The following is a 16134-nucleotide window of genomic DNA, read 5'->3' as shown; positions in this document are numbered from 1 at the left end:
CGGCGGCGCGTATCGCGCGCGTGCTGACCAACGACCCGGGCACCGGCGTGATGCGCCACGCCGACGCCGGCTATCAGATCGCTATCGACTGCGCCAAGGAGCAGGGCCTGGACCTGCCGATGATCACAGGCAAGCCGTGAGGGCCACTGTCATGAACCAGCACAACTCTACGCCAAGGCCATTGCAGGGCATCCGTGTGCTCGACCTCAGCCGCGTGCTGGCCGGCCCGCATTGCACCGCGATGTTGGCCGACCTGGGCGCCGAGGTCATCAAGTTCGAAGTCCCTGGCCATGGCGACGACAGCCGCCACCTGGGCCCTTTCGGCGCAGATGGCCAGAGCATCTACTTCGGCTTGATCAACCGTGGCAAGCGCAGTGTCGAACTCGACTTCAAGGCGCCGCCCGACCTGCGCCGCTTCCATGAGCTGGTGGCCGACGCAGACGTCGTGGTGGAGAACTTCCGCCCCGGCGTGACGCAGCGGCTGGGCATCGATTTCGACAGCCTCAAGGCGCTCAACCCCCGGCTGATCTATGCCAGCATTTCCGGGTTCGGCCAGAGCGGGCCGCTGTCCGCGCGCCCGGCCTACGACATCGTTGCCCAAGCCATGTCCGGTCTGATGAGCGTGACGGGTTTCCCGCAGACCGGCCCGACTCGCAGCGGCGAAGCCCTGGGCGATCTATGCGCCGGGGTCTATGCCGCCTGGGCGATCAGTTCGGCGCTGTTCGCCCGCGAGTTCCACGGGACAGGCGCGCAGTACCTCGACGTGGCCATGTTCGACGTGCTGGTCAGCCTGCAGGTGACCGGCCTGTCCAACCTCTTCGCCCGTGGCAGTGCACCGGGCCTGGTGGGTAACCGCCATCCGGTCTCGACACCCTTCGACACCTACCGTGCCGTCGATGGCCTGGTGGTGATCGCGGTGGCCAGCGACAAGCTGTTCCGCCGCTTGTGCCACTGCATGGCGCACGAGGCCCTGGCCGATGACCCACGCTTCGTCGACGACGGCTCGCGCACCGCGAACGAGGCGGCACTGAAGGCGCAGATCGAAGCCTGGACAGGCACTCGCAGTGTCGCGCAGATCTGCGACCTGCTGCTGGACGCCGGCGTACCCGCCTCCCCGGTCTGGAACCTGGCACAAGCCACCGGCAGCGAACAGGCCGAAACCCGCCAGTTGCTGGTGGAGGCTGGCGTGCAGTCGCCCCTGGTCCCGCAGCCGATCTTCTTCAACGGCAACAAACCCCACGCCACCTCGCCCGCCCCACGCCTGGGCGAGGCCAATGCCCTGTTCGGCCTGAACCCCACTGGAGAATGAAGATGAACTTCGAACTGGACGCCGCGGAGCTCGCGGTCATCGAATCTGCCGAGCGTGTCGCCCGCGAGGTGCTGCAGGTCAACGCCCAAGGCTACGACGAGGCCGAGGCCTTCTGCGCCGGTAGCCTCAAGGCCCTGGGCGAGCTGGGCTTCATGGGTATCAACCTGCCCGAGGCCTACGGCGGCCTGGGCATCGGCAGCCTGACGATGAGCCGTGTGGTGGAGGCGGTGGCGGCCGCCTGCGCCTCCACCGCCTCGGCGCTGACCGCGCACTTCCTGGCCACCGACTCCATCCTCATCGGTGGGAGCGAACCGCAGCGCCAGGCCTGGCTGCCCCGCGCCGCCACCGGCGAGCTGCTCGGCGCCTTCGGCCTGACCGAACCTGCCGCCGGCTCCAACCCAGCCGACATGCGCACCCGCGCTATCCAGGAAAACGACGGCTGGCGCATCCGGGGCAGCAAGCACTACATCACCAATGCCCGCGAAGCCGACTTCATCGTGCTCTACGCCAAGACCGACGCCGACGCAGGCCACCACGGCATCAGCGCCTTCCTCATCCCCAAGGGCACCGAGGGCATCACCTTCTCCAGCCCGGAGAAGACCATGGGCCTGCGCGGCAGCACCATCTACGAGCTGGCCCTGGATTGCTGGCTGCCCGCCTCGGCCCTGCTGGGCGAGCAGGGCCAGGGCTTCAAGACCGCGATGGAAGTGCTGGACCGCGGCCGGGTGGAAGTGGCGGCGATGTCCCTGGGCATCGCCCGCGCAGCCCTGGAGTACAGCCTCGGCTGGGCCCGGGAACGGCAGATCGGCCCCAAGCCCCTGGCCGCCTACCAGGGCACCCAGTGGCGCCTGGCGGACATGCACACGCAACTGCAAGCGGCGCGCCTGCTGACCATGCAGGCCGCGGCTCGGCGCGACTCGGGCGAGCGTTTCAGCCTGGAGTCGGCCACCGCCAAGCTGTTCGCCGCCGAGGCCGCCGGCTTCATCACCGATGCCGCCCTGCAACTGCATGGCGGCTATGGCTACATCCGCGACCTGCCTCTGGAGCGCTTCGTGCGCGATGCGCGCATCCTGCGCATTTTCGAAGGCACCTCCGAGGTACAGAAGATCATCATCTCCCGCGCCGTACTGGACGCTGCCCGCAGTTGAGGCGACCGGCCTGGGCGGTAGTGGCCGCCCGGGCCTGCAGGGCATCCGTTGCATAACAACAATAGAGGCGCCATGGCCAATGGCGCCGCAGGAGAAAACCCTCATGTCTGGCAAGTCCCTCATTGAAACGCGCTCTATCGACTACATCCCCGAGAGCGAACGGCACGGCCGCCTCTTCAGCCAGTTCACCCTGTGGTTCGGCGCCAACCTGCAGATCACCGCCATCGTCACCGGCGCCCTGGCGGTGGTGCTGGGCGGCGATGTGTTCTGGTCATTGATCGGCCTTTTGATCGGTCAGGTGTTCGGCGGCATCGTCATGGCCCTGCACGGCGCCCAGGGGCCGCGCCTGGGGCTGCCGCAGATGATTTCCAGCCGGGTGCAGTTCGGCGTGTTCGGGGCCGTGATCCCCCTGGTACTGGTCTGCATCATGTACATCGGTTTCAACGCCACCGGCACGGTACTGGCCGGCCAGGCCATCGGTCGCATGGCCAACGTCAGCGACACGGCGGGCATCCTCGTCTTCGCCGCCGTGATCGTGGTGCTGACGGTCTGCGGCTACCGGGTGATCCACCTGTTGGGACGGGTCGCCAGCGTGCTCGGCCTGGTGGCCTTCGCCTACCTGTTCGTGCGCCTGCTGTCGGTGAGTGACATCGTCACCTTGCTCGACAACCGCCACTTCAGCTGGAGTACCTTCCTCTTGGCCATTTCGCTGTCGGCCTCCTGGCAGATCGCCTTCGGCCCCTACGTCGCCGACTACTCGCGCTACCTGCCGAGCGCGACCTCCCCATTGCGTACCTTCCTGGCCGTCGGCCTGGGTTCGGTGCTGGGCTCGCAAACCTCCATGATGCTCGGTGTATTCGCAGCCGCGCTGGCGGGCGATGCCTTCTCCGGTCATGAGGTGAGCTACATCGTTGGCCTGGGCGCCAGTGGCGTGATGGCGAGCCTGCTGTTCTTCAGCGTGGCCTTCGGCAAGGTGACCATCGCCACCTTGAACGCCTACGGCAGCTTCATGTGCATCGCCACCATCGTCAGCGCGTTCCGCAGCCGCTTTACCGTCTCCCACGGCCAGCGCCTGCTGTTCGTCCTGTGCATCGTCGGTGTCTCCACCAGCCTGGCGCTGGTCGGCCAGCACGCCTTCCTCAGCGCGTTCAAGTCGTTCCTGCTGTTCCTGCTGGCGTTCTTCACCCCCTGGAGCGCCATCAACCTGGTGGACTACTACTTCATCACCAAGGAGCGCTACGACATCCCCGCCCTGGGCGACCCGGATGGCCGCTACGGACGCTGGAACTGGGTGGGTATCGGTACCTATGCATTCGGCGTGGCGGTGCAGATGCCTTTCATCGCCACTGGCTTCTACACCGGCCCACTGGTGCAGCACCTGGGTGATACCGATATCTCCTGGCTGGTGGGCCTGATCCTGCCGGCGCTGGTCTATTATCCGCTCGCCCGGCAATGGGCCCGGCGCCGGCCGCATTCGCATGGCCAGGACCTGGGCCAGCAACGCTGCTAGCGAACACGGCTTGTCGCCCCGCCGGGGCGGCAAGCCCGATCCCTGCCCCTTTCGACGACACACTCCAAGCCCCCATGAACAGCCGCTCAAGATTCGCCCAGCCGACCGGCACGCAGGAACGCCTGCACCTGGCGGCCGTGGACCTGTTCACCGAACAGGGTTACCAGAACACCAGCCTGCGCGACCTGGCCGCCCACCTGGGCATCGGCGCGGGATCACTGTACTACCACATCGAAAGCAAGCAGGCCCTGCTCTTCGACCTGATCGAGGAGTGCATGAGCGACCTGCTCGGCCTTACCCGGGCAAGGTTGAAGAACGTCCAGGGCATGCGCCCCCGCCTGCGTGCCTTCGTCGGCGCCTTCGTCGAGTTCCAGCTCGGCGAGCGCAAACGGTTGCAGCTCATGCTGCGGGAGCGGCGCAACCTGACGGCCGAGCAGCGTCGCCTGCTCGGCGCTCTGCATCATGAATACACGCAGTGCCTGGCCGCCATCATCGGCCCTGTCACGATCCACGGGAGCCTTGAAGGCCCACGGATGAAGTGCTTCACCCGCGGGGTCATCGGCATGCTGGAAAGCCTTCCCGACGTCGAGGACATCGAACCGCCCCAGCAGGTCACCGAACAACTCACCGCGATGATCCTCGGCGCCGCCGCGAGCATCAGCTCAATGGGTGGCGATGCCAGTACTCGCGCAGGTGCTCGATGAACGCATTGATCTTGTTCGTCGCACGCCGGGTACTCGGGTAGACCGCCAAGCCGGTCTCGGCCACGCTGGCACCGGTGCTGGTCGCGGGTTCTGGCATGCCATGCCCGAGTGCATTCGCGGTCCGGCAGAGCGAGGCGTAGGGTGTGCAGCCGAGACTCGTGAGTACCCCTCCCTGGGGATCAAGCCGGCTATCGACCAGCCATGCGCCGACGGTACTGCCGGGTACGCAAGGCGTTGGCCAACTGCTGCACCACCAGGGCCCACCAAGGTGCCACCTGTGGATTGGGTGCCTTGTTCTCGCTCAGCCTGCGCAGCTGGAACTTCACCACCGCCATGTTGCCCAGCGAGGCGAGGGCTTTGTTCTTCCATCGGATCGGCGGGAGCTGGGGCACGGTGTCCTTGCCCTCCTGCCAGCGCCGAGGCAAGGCGGGATCGATCGCCAGGGCCGTACCGATCCCGACCATCTGCACCCCACTCTCGATCACTTGCTCGGCTATCGAGCGTCGACGAATACCGCCGGTCACCATCACCGGCATCTTCGCCACCGCTCGAATGTCGCGGGCGAACTCCAGGAAATAAGCCTCCCGCGCCAATGTCCGGCCATCCCGGGCTTCGCCCTGCATCGCCGGTGCCTCGTAGCTGCCGCCGGAAATCTCCACCAGGTCGACCTCGAGCGCATTGAGCAGGCGCACCACCTGCTTGGCCTCGTCGGCACTGAAGCCACCACGCTGGAAGTCAGCTGAGTTGAGCTTGACGGCCACGGCGAACCCAGGCGAGACGACCGCCCGCACCGCCTTGACGATGTCCAGCAACAGGCGCGCGCGGTTTTCCAGGGAACCGCCCCACTGGTCCGTCCGCCGGTTGCTCAGTGGCGAGAGAAACTGGCTGAGCAGATACCCATGCGCGGCATGGATCTGCACACCGGTAAAACCGGCCTGCTCGCCCAGCCGCGCCGTATTGGCGAAACGGCGGATGACCTCGTCGATGAGCTCCGGCGTCATGGCCTGCGCCGTGGCGAAATGCCTGGACATGCTGCCCAGCGCCAAAGGTACCGCGGAGGGCGCCCAGGTCTTCTGCCCCAGGTTGGCCTGCATCTGCCGACCGGGATGATTGATCTGCAACCAGAACTGCGCGCCCTGCGAGCGCCCGATCCTCGCCCATTGGCGGAACGTGTCGAGGTGCCGCTCATCCTCCAGCACCACGCCCCCAGGGCCGGTCATTGCACGGTTATCGACCATGACATTGCCAGTGATGATGAGCCCGGCTCCACCGTCCGCCCAGGCCTGGTAGAGACGCATCAGCCGGGCCGAGGGCGCGTGGTCGGCATCGGCCATGTTTTCTTCCATGGCGGCCTTGGCAATGCGGTTCGCAAGGGTCGAACCATTGGGGAGGGTCAGGGGGCTGAACACGTTCATCGGGAGTACCTCAAGGTGATCGTGTTCGGACAGTAGCCTTAAAGTTAACTTTAATGTCAATGCCTTGACTGCAGGGCAGTCGGTCGACTCGCAAACGACTTGGCCAGGACGGCGAATGGCGGGACCTTCCGGCCACGCGTGTTTCGCCGGCCAAGACTACGGCGTTCATCCAGTACGAATACGCCAACCATGATTTACGCCTGCAAGCCATGCGGCTCGAGAGCTACGACGCCGGCTTCAAGGTGGGCGTGCCTTCAGGTCTTCCAGGCCCGGTAGGCACGCCGTGGACCCATGCCAGTCAGTCATCATTTTGGGGTTGCCTTGCAGCCCCAAGGGGCGTAGGTAGCCCTTGCGATATACCTGAACGCAGCGATTGCGCACTCGACAAGCTCACTCGCCCTGGACACGTTAGAGCACCTCGGCTCCTTGCCCAGGATGGGCCATCTCCAGCCACTTCAGTTCATCCTGAACAATGGATCCTCCGGGTTTATCTGCCAAAAGCTGGCCATCAGCTCACTGACCCGCTGCATTTCACCCGCCTGGCGCAGGTACCCCACCAGCGCCAGCAACGCTTCACGATCAGCCGGGGCCTGGCGCAACAGCTGCTCCAACATGTCGATGGCCTGGGGTCGTTGCCCCGCCTCTGCCAGGGCAATGGCCAGGACATAGCGATAGCGTGTGTTGTCCGGCTCGAGCCGAACCGCCTCGTTGAAAGCGCTCAAGCCCTCCTCGCGCTGTCCTTCGCGAACCAGAAGAAGACCGAGCGTATGGTGCAGCAGGGCCGCCTGCGGATGCTGTTCGATCCCTTTGCGCAAGAGCTCACGCCCTTCCTCGCCACGCGCATTGTTCGCCAGCCACTGCACCAAGGCCACCCGGGCTGGCAGGAAATCTGGATCGCGCCTTAGCGCCGTGCGCAGCCTGGGCTCGACGAGCTCCAGGCGCCCATCCAACTGGTAGAGCTGCGCCAGGTTCACGTTGGCCTCCGCTCGATCGACCTGGGCCAATTGGGCCTGTTCGTACTCACCGATGGCCTGCTTCCAGGGCTCGGCATAGGGGCCTAGTTGAGCCTGCGCATCGCCCAAGGCATAGGCCGCGCTCAGGCGCACCGCTTGCACCGGGTCCGTCAGCAAGGGCCCCAGCGCCGTCACCCGCTGCGTTGCCGGCAACAACGCGGCCATCGCCTCGATGGCCGCCACGCGAACCTGGGGCTCGCGGTCACCCAGGCTGCGCTGCGCCTGCTGCAAGAGGCTCCAGGCAGGGTAGCGTGGCAGTTCGTCCAGTAACGTAGCGCGCCGAATGGCAGGCAGATCGTCGCGGGCAAGCTGCGTGCGCAAGGCCTGCATGGCGCCAGCCTGCCCACCCCGAACGAGCGCCAAGGCCTCGCTGTAACCACCATCGCGCGGCTTTGCCGTGGGATACCAGGCCTGAAACTGCTGGACAAGCTGCTGGCTATCCATTTTCGCATGGCAGCCAAGGCAGGCATCCTGCGTTCCCAACCGCAGCGCCTGCGCAGGGTTGGGCACGCTGAAGCTGTGATCATGGCGCAGGTCATTGACCATGTAGAGCTTGCCGGGCATGTGACAGGAGGTACAACGTGCCGCCGTGCTGCCCGCCGCATGGTGATGGTGTGTCGGCGACTGGTAGTCCTTGGCCAGGAGTTCCTTGCCCGCTATCTCAGGTCGAGCCGGCTGCCCGGCAGGGTTGTGGCATTGCAGGCAGGTGAGATCGCCGTCGAACTTCAACGTGCCGGAATGAGGGTTGTGGCAGTCGCTACAGGCTACCCCTGCAGCGAACATCCGGCTCTGGGTGAAGGAGCCGTATTCGAACACTTCGTCTTTGATCTGGCCGTCGAGCTCGTACAGGATGGGCGTCAGCCGATTCGGCAGGTAGTCGTCCATCAGTTGCAAGTGAGCGCGAAACCCATCGCCCAACGGTGAGCGGCGGGAATGACAGCGCGCGCAGGTTTCCACCTGGGTGCGATTGTCCGTGGCACGCAGGCTCTTGGTGAAACCTGCGTGAGGTTGGTCGTCGGGCTGTTGGGCCCAGAGTAGGTGCTTCGAGGCCGGGCCATGGCAGCTCTGGCAGCCGACGCCAAGCGCCTGCCAATGGCTGGCAAAGCCGTCGGTCGATGAATCGAAATGACGCTTGAAGCCGGTCGTGTGGCATTCAATGCACATGAAATTGGCGTTCTGCTGGGGCTTGGTCCAATGCAGAGGGCTGCGAAAATCCACCTTGTCGTCCGGGTAGAGGTGAAACCAGGCCTTCTTCTGCGTATCCCAGGCAACGCCTAGCGCTTGCAGGTGCCCCTTGTCGGTCTGCAGCAGGTACTGCTGCAGGGGCTCGACGCCAAAGGTGTAGGCCACCTTGAAATCGGCCGGCTTGCCATGGGCATCCGGCGTATTGACCCAGTACTCGTCGCCTTTGCGGAAAAAGCGCGTGGTTTCCTCGCCGTAGCGATAGCGAACGTCATTGAAATCACCCAGCACGTTTGAGGGTATCGCGGCCTGCATGGCCCGTTGATGGTGCGAGCCTCGCCATTGTTCGCTTTGTTCGACATGACAACCTTGGCAGCGGGCTTCGTCGACCCACTCATCGGAGTCCGCCCAGGCGTGCCCTGCACACACCAGTACCCACAACACGCTGCCCAGGCCCCTCCCCAGGAGGCCAGCTGTGCGAGCCTCGAGGACATGGGGTGAAGTGACGTAGCTAGGGGGCTTGCGCGGCATCCAGGCGAACCTTGTCGATCCAGGGGGAGTGTCAGGGCGTCGAAACTAACAGATTCTCGACAGGCGTCCATGAGGGCATGCGCGGGGTATGAACCTGCCTTGGCCAAGCAAGCCTTGCACGGCATGGGCTGGCAGGGACTGTTCGCGTTCTGCGAATTCTCAGTTTGCCCCGTCCCCGCTTGTTGCCCCTATACCCACCGATTAACGTGCAAGGGTCTGCGACTCTAACCCGTTGGCACGACGCACCTGGATAAGACCAAGAAAAAGGTAGCCCATGATAAGAACGTCTCGAAAAGCCCTTGCGCTTCTCTTCCCCTTGCTCTGCTCGGCATGGCAGGTCCAGGCGGCCACGCCGGAACGTCCGAACGTGCTGTTGATCGTCGCCGACGACCTCGGATTTTCCGATACCCAACCCTTCGGTGGCGAAATTTCCACGCCCACGCTGCAAGGCCTGGCCGATGAAGGCGTACGCCTGACCAACTTCTATGCCGGACCGACCTGTTCGGTGAGCCGCTCGATGCTGCTGACCGGGGTGGACAACCACCAGGCTGGCCTGGGCACCATGGCCGAGTACCTGCAACCCGAACAACAAGGCAAGCCAGGCTACGAAGGCCACTTGAACAAGCGCGTCGCTACCTTGGCCGAGCTGCTGGGCACTGCGGGCTACAACACCTTCATGACCGGCAAATGGCATTTGGGCGCCACTGCGCAAAGCAATGCCGCGGCTCGCGGTTTCGAGCGCTCCTACACCTTGATGCCGGGTGGTGCGAGCCACATGGACCAGATGCAGATGTTCCCGGGCAACTACAAGGCGCGCTACTTGGAAGATGGCAAGGACGTCACGATCCCGGACGACTTCTACTCCAGCGATTTCTACACCGATCGCCTGCTCGGCTACTTGAACGGGAATCGCCAGTCCGGCAAACCCTTCTTCGCCTACCTGGCCTTCACCGCGCCCCACTGGCCATTGCAGGCGCCGGACGAGTACCTGGCCAAGTACCAAGGCGACTATGCCAAGGGTTATGAGGCCCTGCGTCAGCAACGCCTGGCGCGCATGATCAAGCTGGGTATCCTGCCGCCTGGCACGACGGCCAACGATCCACTGAAGGATGTCTTGCCCGCCTGGGAAGACCTGACGCAGCAGCAACGCCAGGAGCAGACCAAGGCCATGCAGATCTATGCCGCCATGGTCGACAACATGGACCACAACATCGGTCGTGTCATCGAGCACTTGCGCAAGACGGGCGAGCTGGACAACACCTTCATCCTCTTCATGTCGGACAACGGGCCGGAATCCTCGACGGCCGAATCGCTAGGCACGACGGAAGACCATAACGGGATCAAGGACTGGGTCGACCAGACATTCGACAACAGCCCGGCGAACATGGGCCGCAAGGGCTCCTACGTCACCCTTGGGCCACGTTGGGCGCAAGTGGGCGCGACCCCCTTCCCCTACTTCAAGAGCTTCACGGCCAAAGGCGGCATTCAGGTTCCAGCGATCATTCGTTACCCGCAGGCGATCAAGCCTGGGGAAATCAACCGCCAGACCCTGCACGCCACCGACTTCGTGCCCACGATCCTGGAGCTGGCAGGCGTGAAGTACCCCGCCCAGTACCAGGGCAACCCACTGCTGCCCTTGCAGGGCGTCTCCATGCTGCCGGCCCTGCAAGGCAAGCCGGTGGCCGAGCGGGCCCTGGGCTGGGAGTTCAACGGACGCCGCGCACTGTACAAGGGGCAATGGGCCGCGCAGATGCAGAAGCCCCCCTACGGGACGGGCAAATGGGAACTGTACGACCTGAACAAGGACCCGGCCTTCACGCATGACCTGTCCAGCCAGCACCCTGACAAGGTCGCCGAATTGTCGGCCGACTGGGAAGCCTACGCCCGGGACAAAGGCGTGGTACCGGCACCGATCCGCTACAAGTACGGGCAGATGACCTGCCTGTTCACTACCTGCATTCAATAACCCTTCGGCTTAACCAATGGCAAGAACGCCCGCATGGCCTATGCCATGCGGACGGCTCTACTCCTTTGCAACGCCTGTTATACGAAGCAACGGCCGCTTGCGCCCGCCAAAACTGATTCCAGAAGAATAAGAGATGAAAATCATGAGAATACTGCACGCAACGACCAAGTACCTGCTGGCCACCGCGGTCAGTCTCGCGCTGAGTGGCCCTGCGGCCTGGGCAGCTTCAACGCCCCCCGATGCCAAAATCCGGGTGCTGTTACTGGGTACCAAGGGCGGCCCTTCGCTACTTACACCCAAAAGCCTGCCGCAATCGACCGTGCTGATGGTCGGCGATGATGCCTACTTATTGGACGCAGGCTATGGGGCCAGCCTGCGTTTGGTCGAGGCCGGAATTCCATTGCGCAACATTCGGGGCATCTTCATTACCCACCTGCATAGCGATCATGTGCTCGATTATCCCTCCGTGCTGATGAACAGCTGGGCCACCGGTCTGAAGACTCCAATTAAGGTGTTCGGTCCGCAAGGAACCCAAGCCATGACCCAGCATATCTGGAAGGCGTTCGCCACCGACATCGACTTGCGCATTGCTGACGAAGGCAAACCCGATCCCCGCAAGCTTGTCACGGTAGAGCAGTTTGAAGAGGGTCTGGTCTATAAGGATGACCATTTGCAGGTCACAGCACTTGCTGTGCCGCATCCGCCTTTCGACAAAGGGCAGGCCTACGCCTTCAAGTTTGAAGTCGGAGGGAAAACCATCGTGCTTTCCGGAGACACTAACTATTACCCACCGCTCGCAGAGTTCGCCAAGGGCGCCGACTTATTGATCAACGAGGTCGTCCACGTCGAAGCGGTGGAGCGGTTGGCAAAACGTGTCGGGTACGGTCAAAAGTTCGTCGATGCCGTGATTTCCCATCACGTGACGGCTGAAGATGTAGGGCGTATGGCCAGCAGCGCAGGTGTTAAAAAACTGGTGCTCAGTCATTTCGTCCCGGCAGACGATCCGCTCCTGGGGGACGAAGATTGGCGGGCAGCGGTCGCGAAGACTTTTGATGGTGAGATCGTGGTAGGTCACGACGGAATGGAAATTCCATTCACCGATTGAGCGAACCATAAAAGGCTCGCTTGCTCCTTATGACGCCATGCGGGAGCGGCGAGCCTCCTGCTCTAAAAGCCAATAATCATAAGAACCTTACTATGCCCCAGCCAATCGTATACAAAGGTCCCTTATTTGCTGCGACCAGTTGTTTCTTCGCCCCCCTCATCTTCTCTGTTGGTCTGGCTCATGCCAAACCCTCTGAACTGCAGCTCCCCTTGCGCCCTGGGTTACCACGTTGGCTGGAAGACTATCGCGTCCTCGACGCGGCCCATGAACCAGCACCCTTCGACTCGCTGCGCTACCATCGGCTGTCCGACTCGGCCTGGCTGCAGCTCGGTGGCGAGGTGCGGTACCGCGCCGACGCGGTCGACGAACCGGTGTTCGGACTTCGCGGTATCCAGGACGACTCCTTCCTCATGCAGCGCCTGCAAGCCCATGCCGACCTTCATCTGCTGGACGGACGGTTGCGCACCTTCGTACAACTGGAGAACACCCGCACCTGGGGCAAGGACCTGCTTTCGCCTACCGACGAAAGCCGCAACGATGTGCACCAGGCGTTCATCGACGCGCGCTTCGATTTCTCCCCCGCCAGCTTGACCGCCCGGGTCGGGCGCCAGGAAATGGCCTACGGTGCGCAAGCCTGGGTGACCTATCGCGATGTGCCCAACATACGCTTGGCCTTCGATGGCCTGCGGCTGAGCCTGAGCGGGCAGCAAGGCGCCAAGCTGGATGCCTTTGCCGTGCGCCCGGTACGGGCCGACGGCGACGACTTCGATGATGGCTCGAACAACAATGTGAAATTCTACGGGCTCTACGCAACGCTGCCGCTCGACAAGGTCTGGAACATCGACCTCTACGCCTTCGGCCTGGAGACCCAGACACGCCGCCTGGCAGGTTTGAGCGGCGCCGAGGATCGCTACACGCTGGGCACGAGGATCTTCGGCAAGCAAGGCCCTTACGACTGGAGCTGGGACCTGGCCGGGCAGTTCGGTGACATGGCCGGGGCCAGTATCCGTGCCTGGGGCTTGTCCACCGATACCGGCTACAGTCTCGAAGGCTCCTGGCGTCCGCGTCTGGGCGTCAGGGTCGACATGGCCAGCGGCGATCGAAACGCCGACGACAATCGCGTCGAAACCTTCGACCCGTTGTTTCCGCGCAATGGCGTCTACGGCGAGGCGGTACTGACCACCCTGTCCAACGTCATCATCGTGGGACCGGTCCTGGCGTTTTCCCCCTGGCAGGATGTGCGTATCGAACCTGGCGTGTTCAAGGTGTGGAAACAAAGCCCGGACGACGCCGTGTACCTGCCCAACATGGTGGTCGCCGCCGACCCTGCGCAAAGCTCGGGCCGGGACATCGGCACCATCTTCCGGGCCAACGTGCGCTGGCTGGCATCGAGCAACCTGACCATCGATGTCGACTACAAGTACTACGACGTAGGCAAAGCCATACGCAGTGTCGACGGGAAGGACAGCCAGTTCATTTCCTTGCGCAGCACGTTCCGCTTTTAAGCGAAGAAGGCCAGCGCACGTTGGACGTGGCTGGCCTTTCAATCCCGTTGGACCGGAGCAGGTGGCTGGCAGACGTCAGTCACTCGGCGCAGGGACAAGCACCACCTGCCCTTCCTGCACATGGCAAGCGACAGGCTCCAGCTTGGCCCCCGCGCAGGGCCCATCCACACAGACCCCATCCTCGAAGCGAAACATCGCCGAGTGATGGGCGCACATGATCAACTGCTGCTTGTAGGTGCAGAACTCGCCAGGGTGATAATCCAACGGGACGGAAAAGTGCGGGCAGCAGTTGCGGTAAAGCCACACCTTGGGGCCCTGTCGCACGGCCACCAAGGCCTGCGGTCGCCCCGCCCATTCGACGCTCAGCCCCTTGGCGCCACCGTCGGGGATGTCTTCGACGCTGCAAAGGGTCACGGCTTCACACACCATGCTCATAACTCCGGATTACCCAAGCCCCAACTCCAGGGCCGCACTTCCAGGCACTCGAACAAGCCGGCCTGGACATAGGGGTCGTCTGCCACGAACGCTTGCACTTCCTCGATCGAGGCCGCCTCGACGACCAACAGCGTGCCATTCATGCGTGCGCCGCCCCTGTCCCACGTCGGCCCCCCGATTCGCACCACGACGCGATGCTCCCCAGGGCGACGCAGATAGAGACGGTGTGCAGGACGAACACGCTCGCGCACATCCTGCTGCCCGGGTTTATCCGTGGCGTAGACGGTAAAGTACTGGTTCATGCTGGAGTCACCGGCGGCAGGACGAAATCGTAGTGTGCGTGGAACACCGCCCCCTCGATACCGAAGGGGCGTGCAATCGGATCATTGGCAGGCAAAGGGGTATAAGCGATACGCAGCGATTCCTTCACCCCGAATACCGCATCGGAGTCGAGGTAGGGATCGTCATGGTTGAACAAGTGCGTCACCAGGGTTCGATGCCCGGGGGCCTCGACCATGAAGTGCAGATGTGCCGGCCGCCAGGGATGACGGCCGGTCGCGGCGAGCAGTCGGCCGACCGGGCCATCCGTAGGGATCGGATAGCTCACGGGCAGGATGGTTCTGATGGCATAGCGGCCCTGTGCATCGGTTCGGTAGCGGCCCCGCAGGTTCGTGGCAGGCTGCTGAGTGTCCTGGCCGGAATACATGCCGTTCGCGGCCGTCTGCCAGATATCCAGGACGGCATCGGGCAGGGGCTGCCCATTGGCGTCGGTCACACGGCCCGTCAACAACGCAGGCTCACCCGGCGTGAAAGCCATGTTTTCGCCATAGGCCCGCTCGGGCATGCCCTCGATGTAGAACGGGCCGAACACCGTGCTTTCGGTGACCTGGCTGTCGCTGCGGTGATTGATCGCATCGACCAGCATGGACAAACCGATGACATCGGACAAAAGAATGTATTCCTGACGCACCAGGCCGTCACACATCTGGCCGGTCGCCGTCAGAAACTGAAGGCCCGCGAGCAGCTCCCGTTCGGTGAGCTCGACTTCCTGGGCAAAAGCATGTGCGTGACGAACAAGGCCTTGCACGATTTCACGTAGGCGAGGGTCTGCTGTCGCAGCGAAACTGGCGACTGCCCGCTCGGTGATGGCGGCTTCCTCAGGGGTCTGGATCATTGTTATTGAATCCCTGGTTGAAAACGAAAACGAGCGCTCGAATGAGCGCCCGGTTGGCAGGATTTGCGTCAGGCTGGCGCCAGCCCTGCCCTGGCGCGTTCGAGTAGCGCCTGGATGGGGCCGCGCTCGAACGGACGCGGGTTGTAGTAGGGGCTGTCGCAGGCGATGCGAGCGGTTTCGGCAGGCCCCTCAGGCGGGAACCCGATGGAAGCCAGGTCAAGGGGTATGCCCAGCTTGCGATTGAGCGCATACAACAGCGGGCCGACTTCGGCGGCCTCTGTGCCGCCGAGCGCCCGGGCCGCACGCTTGAGCGGCGCTTCGGCGGCCTCGCGGTTGTAGTGGGCCGAATGCGGCAGCATGATCGCGTGAGCCTGGGCATGCGGCAGGTTGAAGGTGCCGCCCAGGGTATGGCAAAGCTTGTGGTGGATGGCCATGCCAACCGACCCCAGGCAGATCCCGGCTAGCCAGGCACCATACAGCGCCGCTTCGCGCGCGGATTCGTCCTGCGGGTTGGCGACCACCGCCGGCAGCGACTCGGCCAGCGCGCGAATCGACTCCTCAGCCATCAAGCTGATCACCGGGTTGGCGTCCTGGGCATACAACGCTTCGACCGCATGGGCCATCGCGTTCATGCCCGAACAGGCGGAAATGTCGACCGGCAGCGTATGGGTCAGACGGGGGTCATAAATGACCGTCCTGGGCAGGACCCGGCTGTCTCGGCCGGTCTTCTTCAGGCGGTTCTCGGTCACCCCCCAGATCGGCGTCATTTCCGACCCCGCATAGGTGGTCGGGACGGCCACGATAGGCAAGCCAGAGGTCAGGGCAATCGCCTTGCCCAAACCAATGGTCGAACCACCGCCAACCGCGACACAGCAATCGGCCCCCAAGCGCTGGGCTTGCTCCCGGGCGGCCTGCGCGACCTCCAGGGGCACGTGCATCACGGCCTTGGGATAGACCCCTGCGCAGCGATCGCCCAGCAACCTGGCGACCTCATCGCCCATGGCCTGCTGCTCCGGCGTGGTGAGAATCAGCGCCCGCTTCGCGCCCAGGTGCTGGATTTCCTCTGCGAGCCGCTCCAGTGCGCCACTACCGAATACGACGCGGCTGGGGTTGCCCTGGTAGATAAAAGCGTTCATG

Annotated in this window: 15 protein-coding genes; 8 read left to right on the top strand and 7 right to left on the bottom strand. The window is 63.8% G+C overall.

Annotated elements, in window-relative coordinates:
• From WCE05_RS11235 to WCE05_RS11215, 5 genes are all read left to right on the top strand, one after another.
• On the top strand, positions 1–140 hold a 140-nt coding region (locus WCE05_RS11235), incomplete at its 5' end, for a hypothetical protein (protein ID WP_368815930.1).
• Between the two features lie 11 nt (positions 141–151).
• The gene (locus tag WCE05_RS11230) at positions 152–1309 is read left to right on the top strand and encodes a CaiB/BaiF CoA-transferase family protein (RefSeq protein ID WP_225790675.1); all 1158 of its coding nucleotides are present in this window, start codon (positions 152–154) and stop codon (positions 1307–1309) included.
• Positions 1310–1311: 2 nt separating this feature from the next.
• The gene (locus WCE05_RS11225; protein ID WP_225790674.1) at positions 1312–2457 is read left to right on the top strand and encodes an acyl-CoA dehydrogenase family protein; all 1146 of its coding nucleotides are present in this window, start codon (positions 1312–1314) and stop codon (positions 2455–2457) included.
• Positions 2458–2560: 103 nt separating this feature from the next.
• Positions 2561–3967 (top strand): cytosine permease, encoded by a 1407-nt coding sequence (locus WCE05_RS11220; RefSeq protein WP_225790673.1) that lies wholly within the window; start codon positions 2561–2563, stop codon positions 3965–3967.
• Positions 3968–4041: 74 nt separating this feature from the next.
• A complete protein-coding gene (locus tag WCE05_RS11215) occupies positions 4042–4671 on the top strand; it encodes a TetR/AcrR family transcriptional regulator (RefSeq protein ID WP_225790672.1) in 630 nt (209 codons plus the stop codon).
• Here the strand turns inward: WCE05_RS11215 and WCE05_RS11210 are convergent.
• From WCE05_RS11210 to WCE05_RS11200, 3 genes are all read right to left on the bottom strand, one after another.
• Entirely contained in the window at positions 4625–4768 is a 144-nt protein-coding gene (locus tag WCE05_RS11210) for a hypothetical protein (RefSeq protein WP_225790671.1), read from the bottom strand. The genes WCE05_RS11215 and WCE05_RS11210 overlap by 47 nt on opposite strands.
• Positions 4769–4859: 91 nt before the next feature.
• A complete protein-coding gene (locus WCE05_RS11205) occupies positions 4860–6086 on the bottom strand; it encodes an NADH:flavin oxidoreductase/NADH oxidase family protein (RefSeq protein ID WP_225790670.1) in 1227 nt (408 codons plus the stop codon).
• A 455-nt stretch (positions 6087–6541) separates the two neighbouring features.
• Positions 6542–8812 carry a tetratricopeptide repeat protein gene (locus WCE05_RS11200; RefSeq protein WP_368815928.1) on the bottom strand — a complete coding sequence of 757 codons (2271 nt, stop codon included), beginning with the start codon at positions 8810–8812 and terminating at the stop codon, positions 6542–6544.
• Between the two features lie 274 nt (positions 8813–9086).
• Here WCE05_RS11200 and WCE05_RS11195 point away from each other — a divergent pair, with 274 nt between their 5' ends.
• From WCE05_RS11195 to WCE05_RS11185, 3 genes are all read left to right on the top strand, one after another.
• Positions 9087–10778, top strand: coding sequence for an arylsulfatase (locus WCE05_RS11195; RefSeq protein ID WP_368815927.1), 1692 nt, complete (start codon positions 9087–9089; stop codon positions 10776–10778).
• A 133-nt stretch (positions 10779–10911) separates the two neighbouring features.
• Positions 10912–11883: an MBL fold metallo-hydrolase gene (locus WCE05_RS11190; protein WP_368815926.1), complete on the top strand. Its 972-nt coding sequence runs from the start codon at positions 10912–10914 to the stop codon at positions 11881–11883.
• A 209-nt stretch (positions 11884–12092) separates the two neighbouring features.
• Positions 12093–13388 (top strand): alginate export family protein, encoded by a 1296-nt coding sequence (locus tag WCE05_RS11185; RefSeq protein ID WP_368815925.1) that lies wholly within the window; start codon positions 12093–12095, stop codon positions 13386–13388.
• A gap of 75 nt (positions 13389–13463) precedes the next feature.
• Here the strand turns inward: WCE05_RS11185 and WCE05_RS11180 are convergent, their stop codons facing one another.
• From WCE05_RS11180 to WCE05_RS11165, 4 genes are all read right to left on the bottom strand, one after another.
• Positions 13464–13802, bottom strand: a complete 339-nt coding sequence (locus WCE05_RS11180; protein WP_368815924.1) for a Rieske (2Fe-2S) protein — start codon at positions 13800–13802, stop codon at positions 13464–13466.
• A 17-nt stretch (positions 13803–13819) separates the two neighbouring features.
• The gene (locus WCE05_RS11175; RefSeq protein WP_368815923.1) at positions 13820–14125 is read right to left on the bottom strand and encodes a YciI family protein; all 306 of its coding nucleotides are present in this window, start codon (positions 14123–14125) and stop codon (positions 13820–13822) included.
• Entirely contained in the window at positions 14122–14997 is an 876-nt protein-coding gene (locus WCE05_RS11170) for an intradiol ring-cleavage dioxygenase (protein ID WP_368815922.1), read from the bottom strand. The genes WCE05_RS11175 and WCE05_RS11170 overlap by 4 nt, the downstream gene beginning before the upstream one ends.
• 68 nt (positions 14998–15065) lie before the next feature.
• Positions 15066–16133 (bottom strand): maleylacetate reductase, encoded by a 1068-nt coding sequence (locus tag WCE05_RS11165; protein WP_368815921.1) that lies wholly within the window; start codon positions 16131–16133, stop codon positions 15066–15068.
• Between the last annotated feature and the right edge of the window lies 1 nt (position 16134).

This window comes from Pseudomonas sp. I2 (assembly GCF_040984075.1).
Lineage (GTDB): Bacteria > Pseudomonadota > Gammaproteobacteria > Pseudomonadales > Pseudomonadaceae > Aquipseudomonas > Aquipseudomonas guariconensis_B.
Note: the sequence above shows the minus strand (reverse complement) of the source record. Positions and strands in the feature narration are given on the sequence as shown.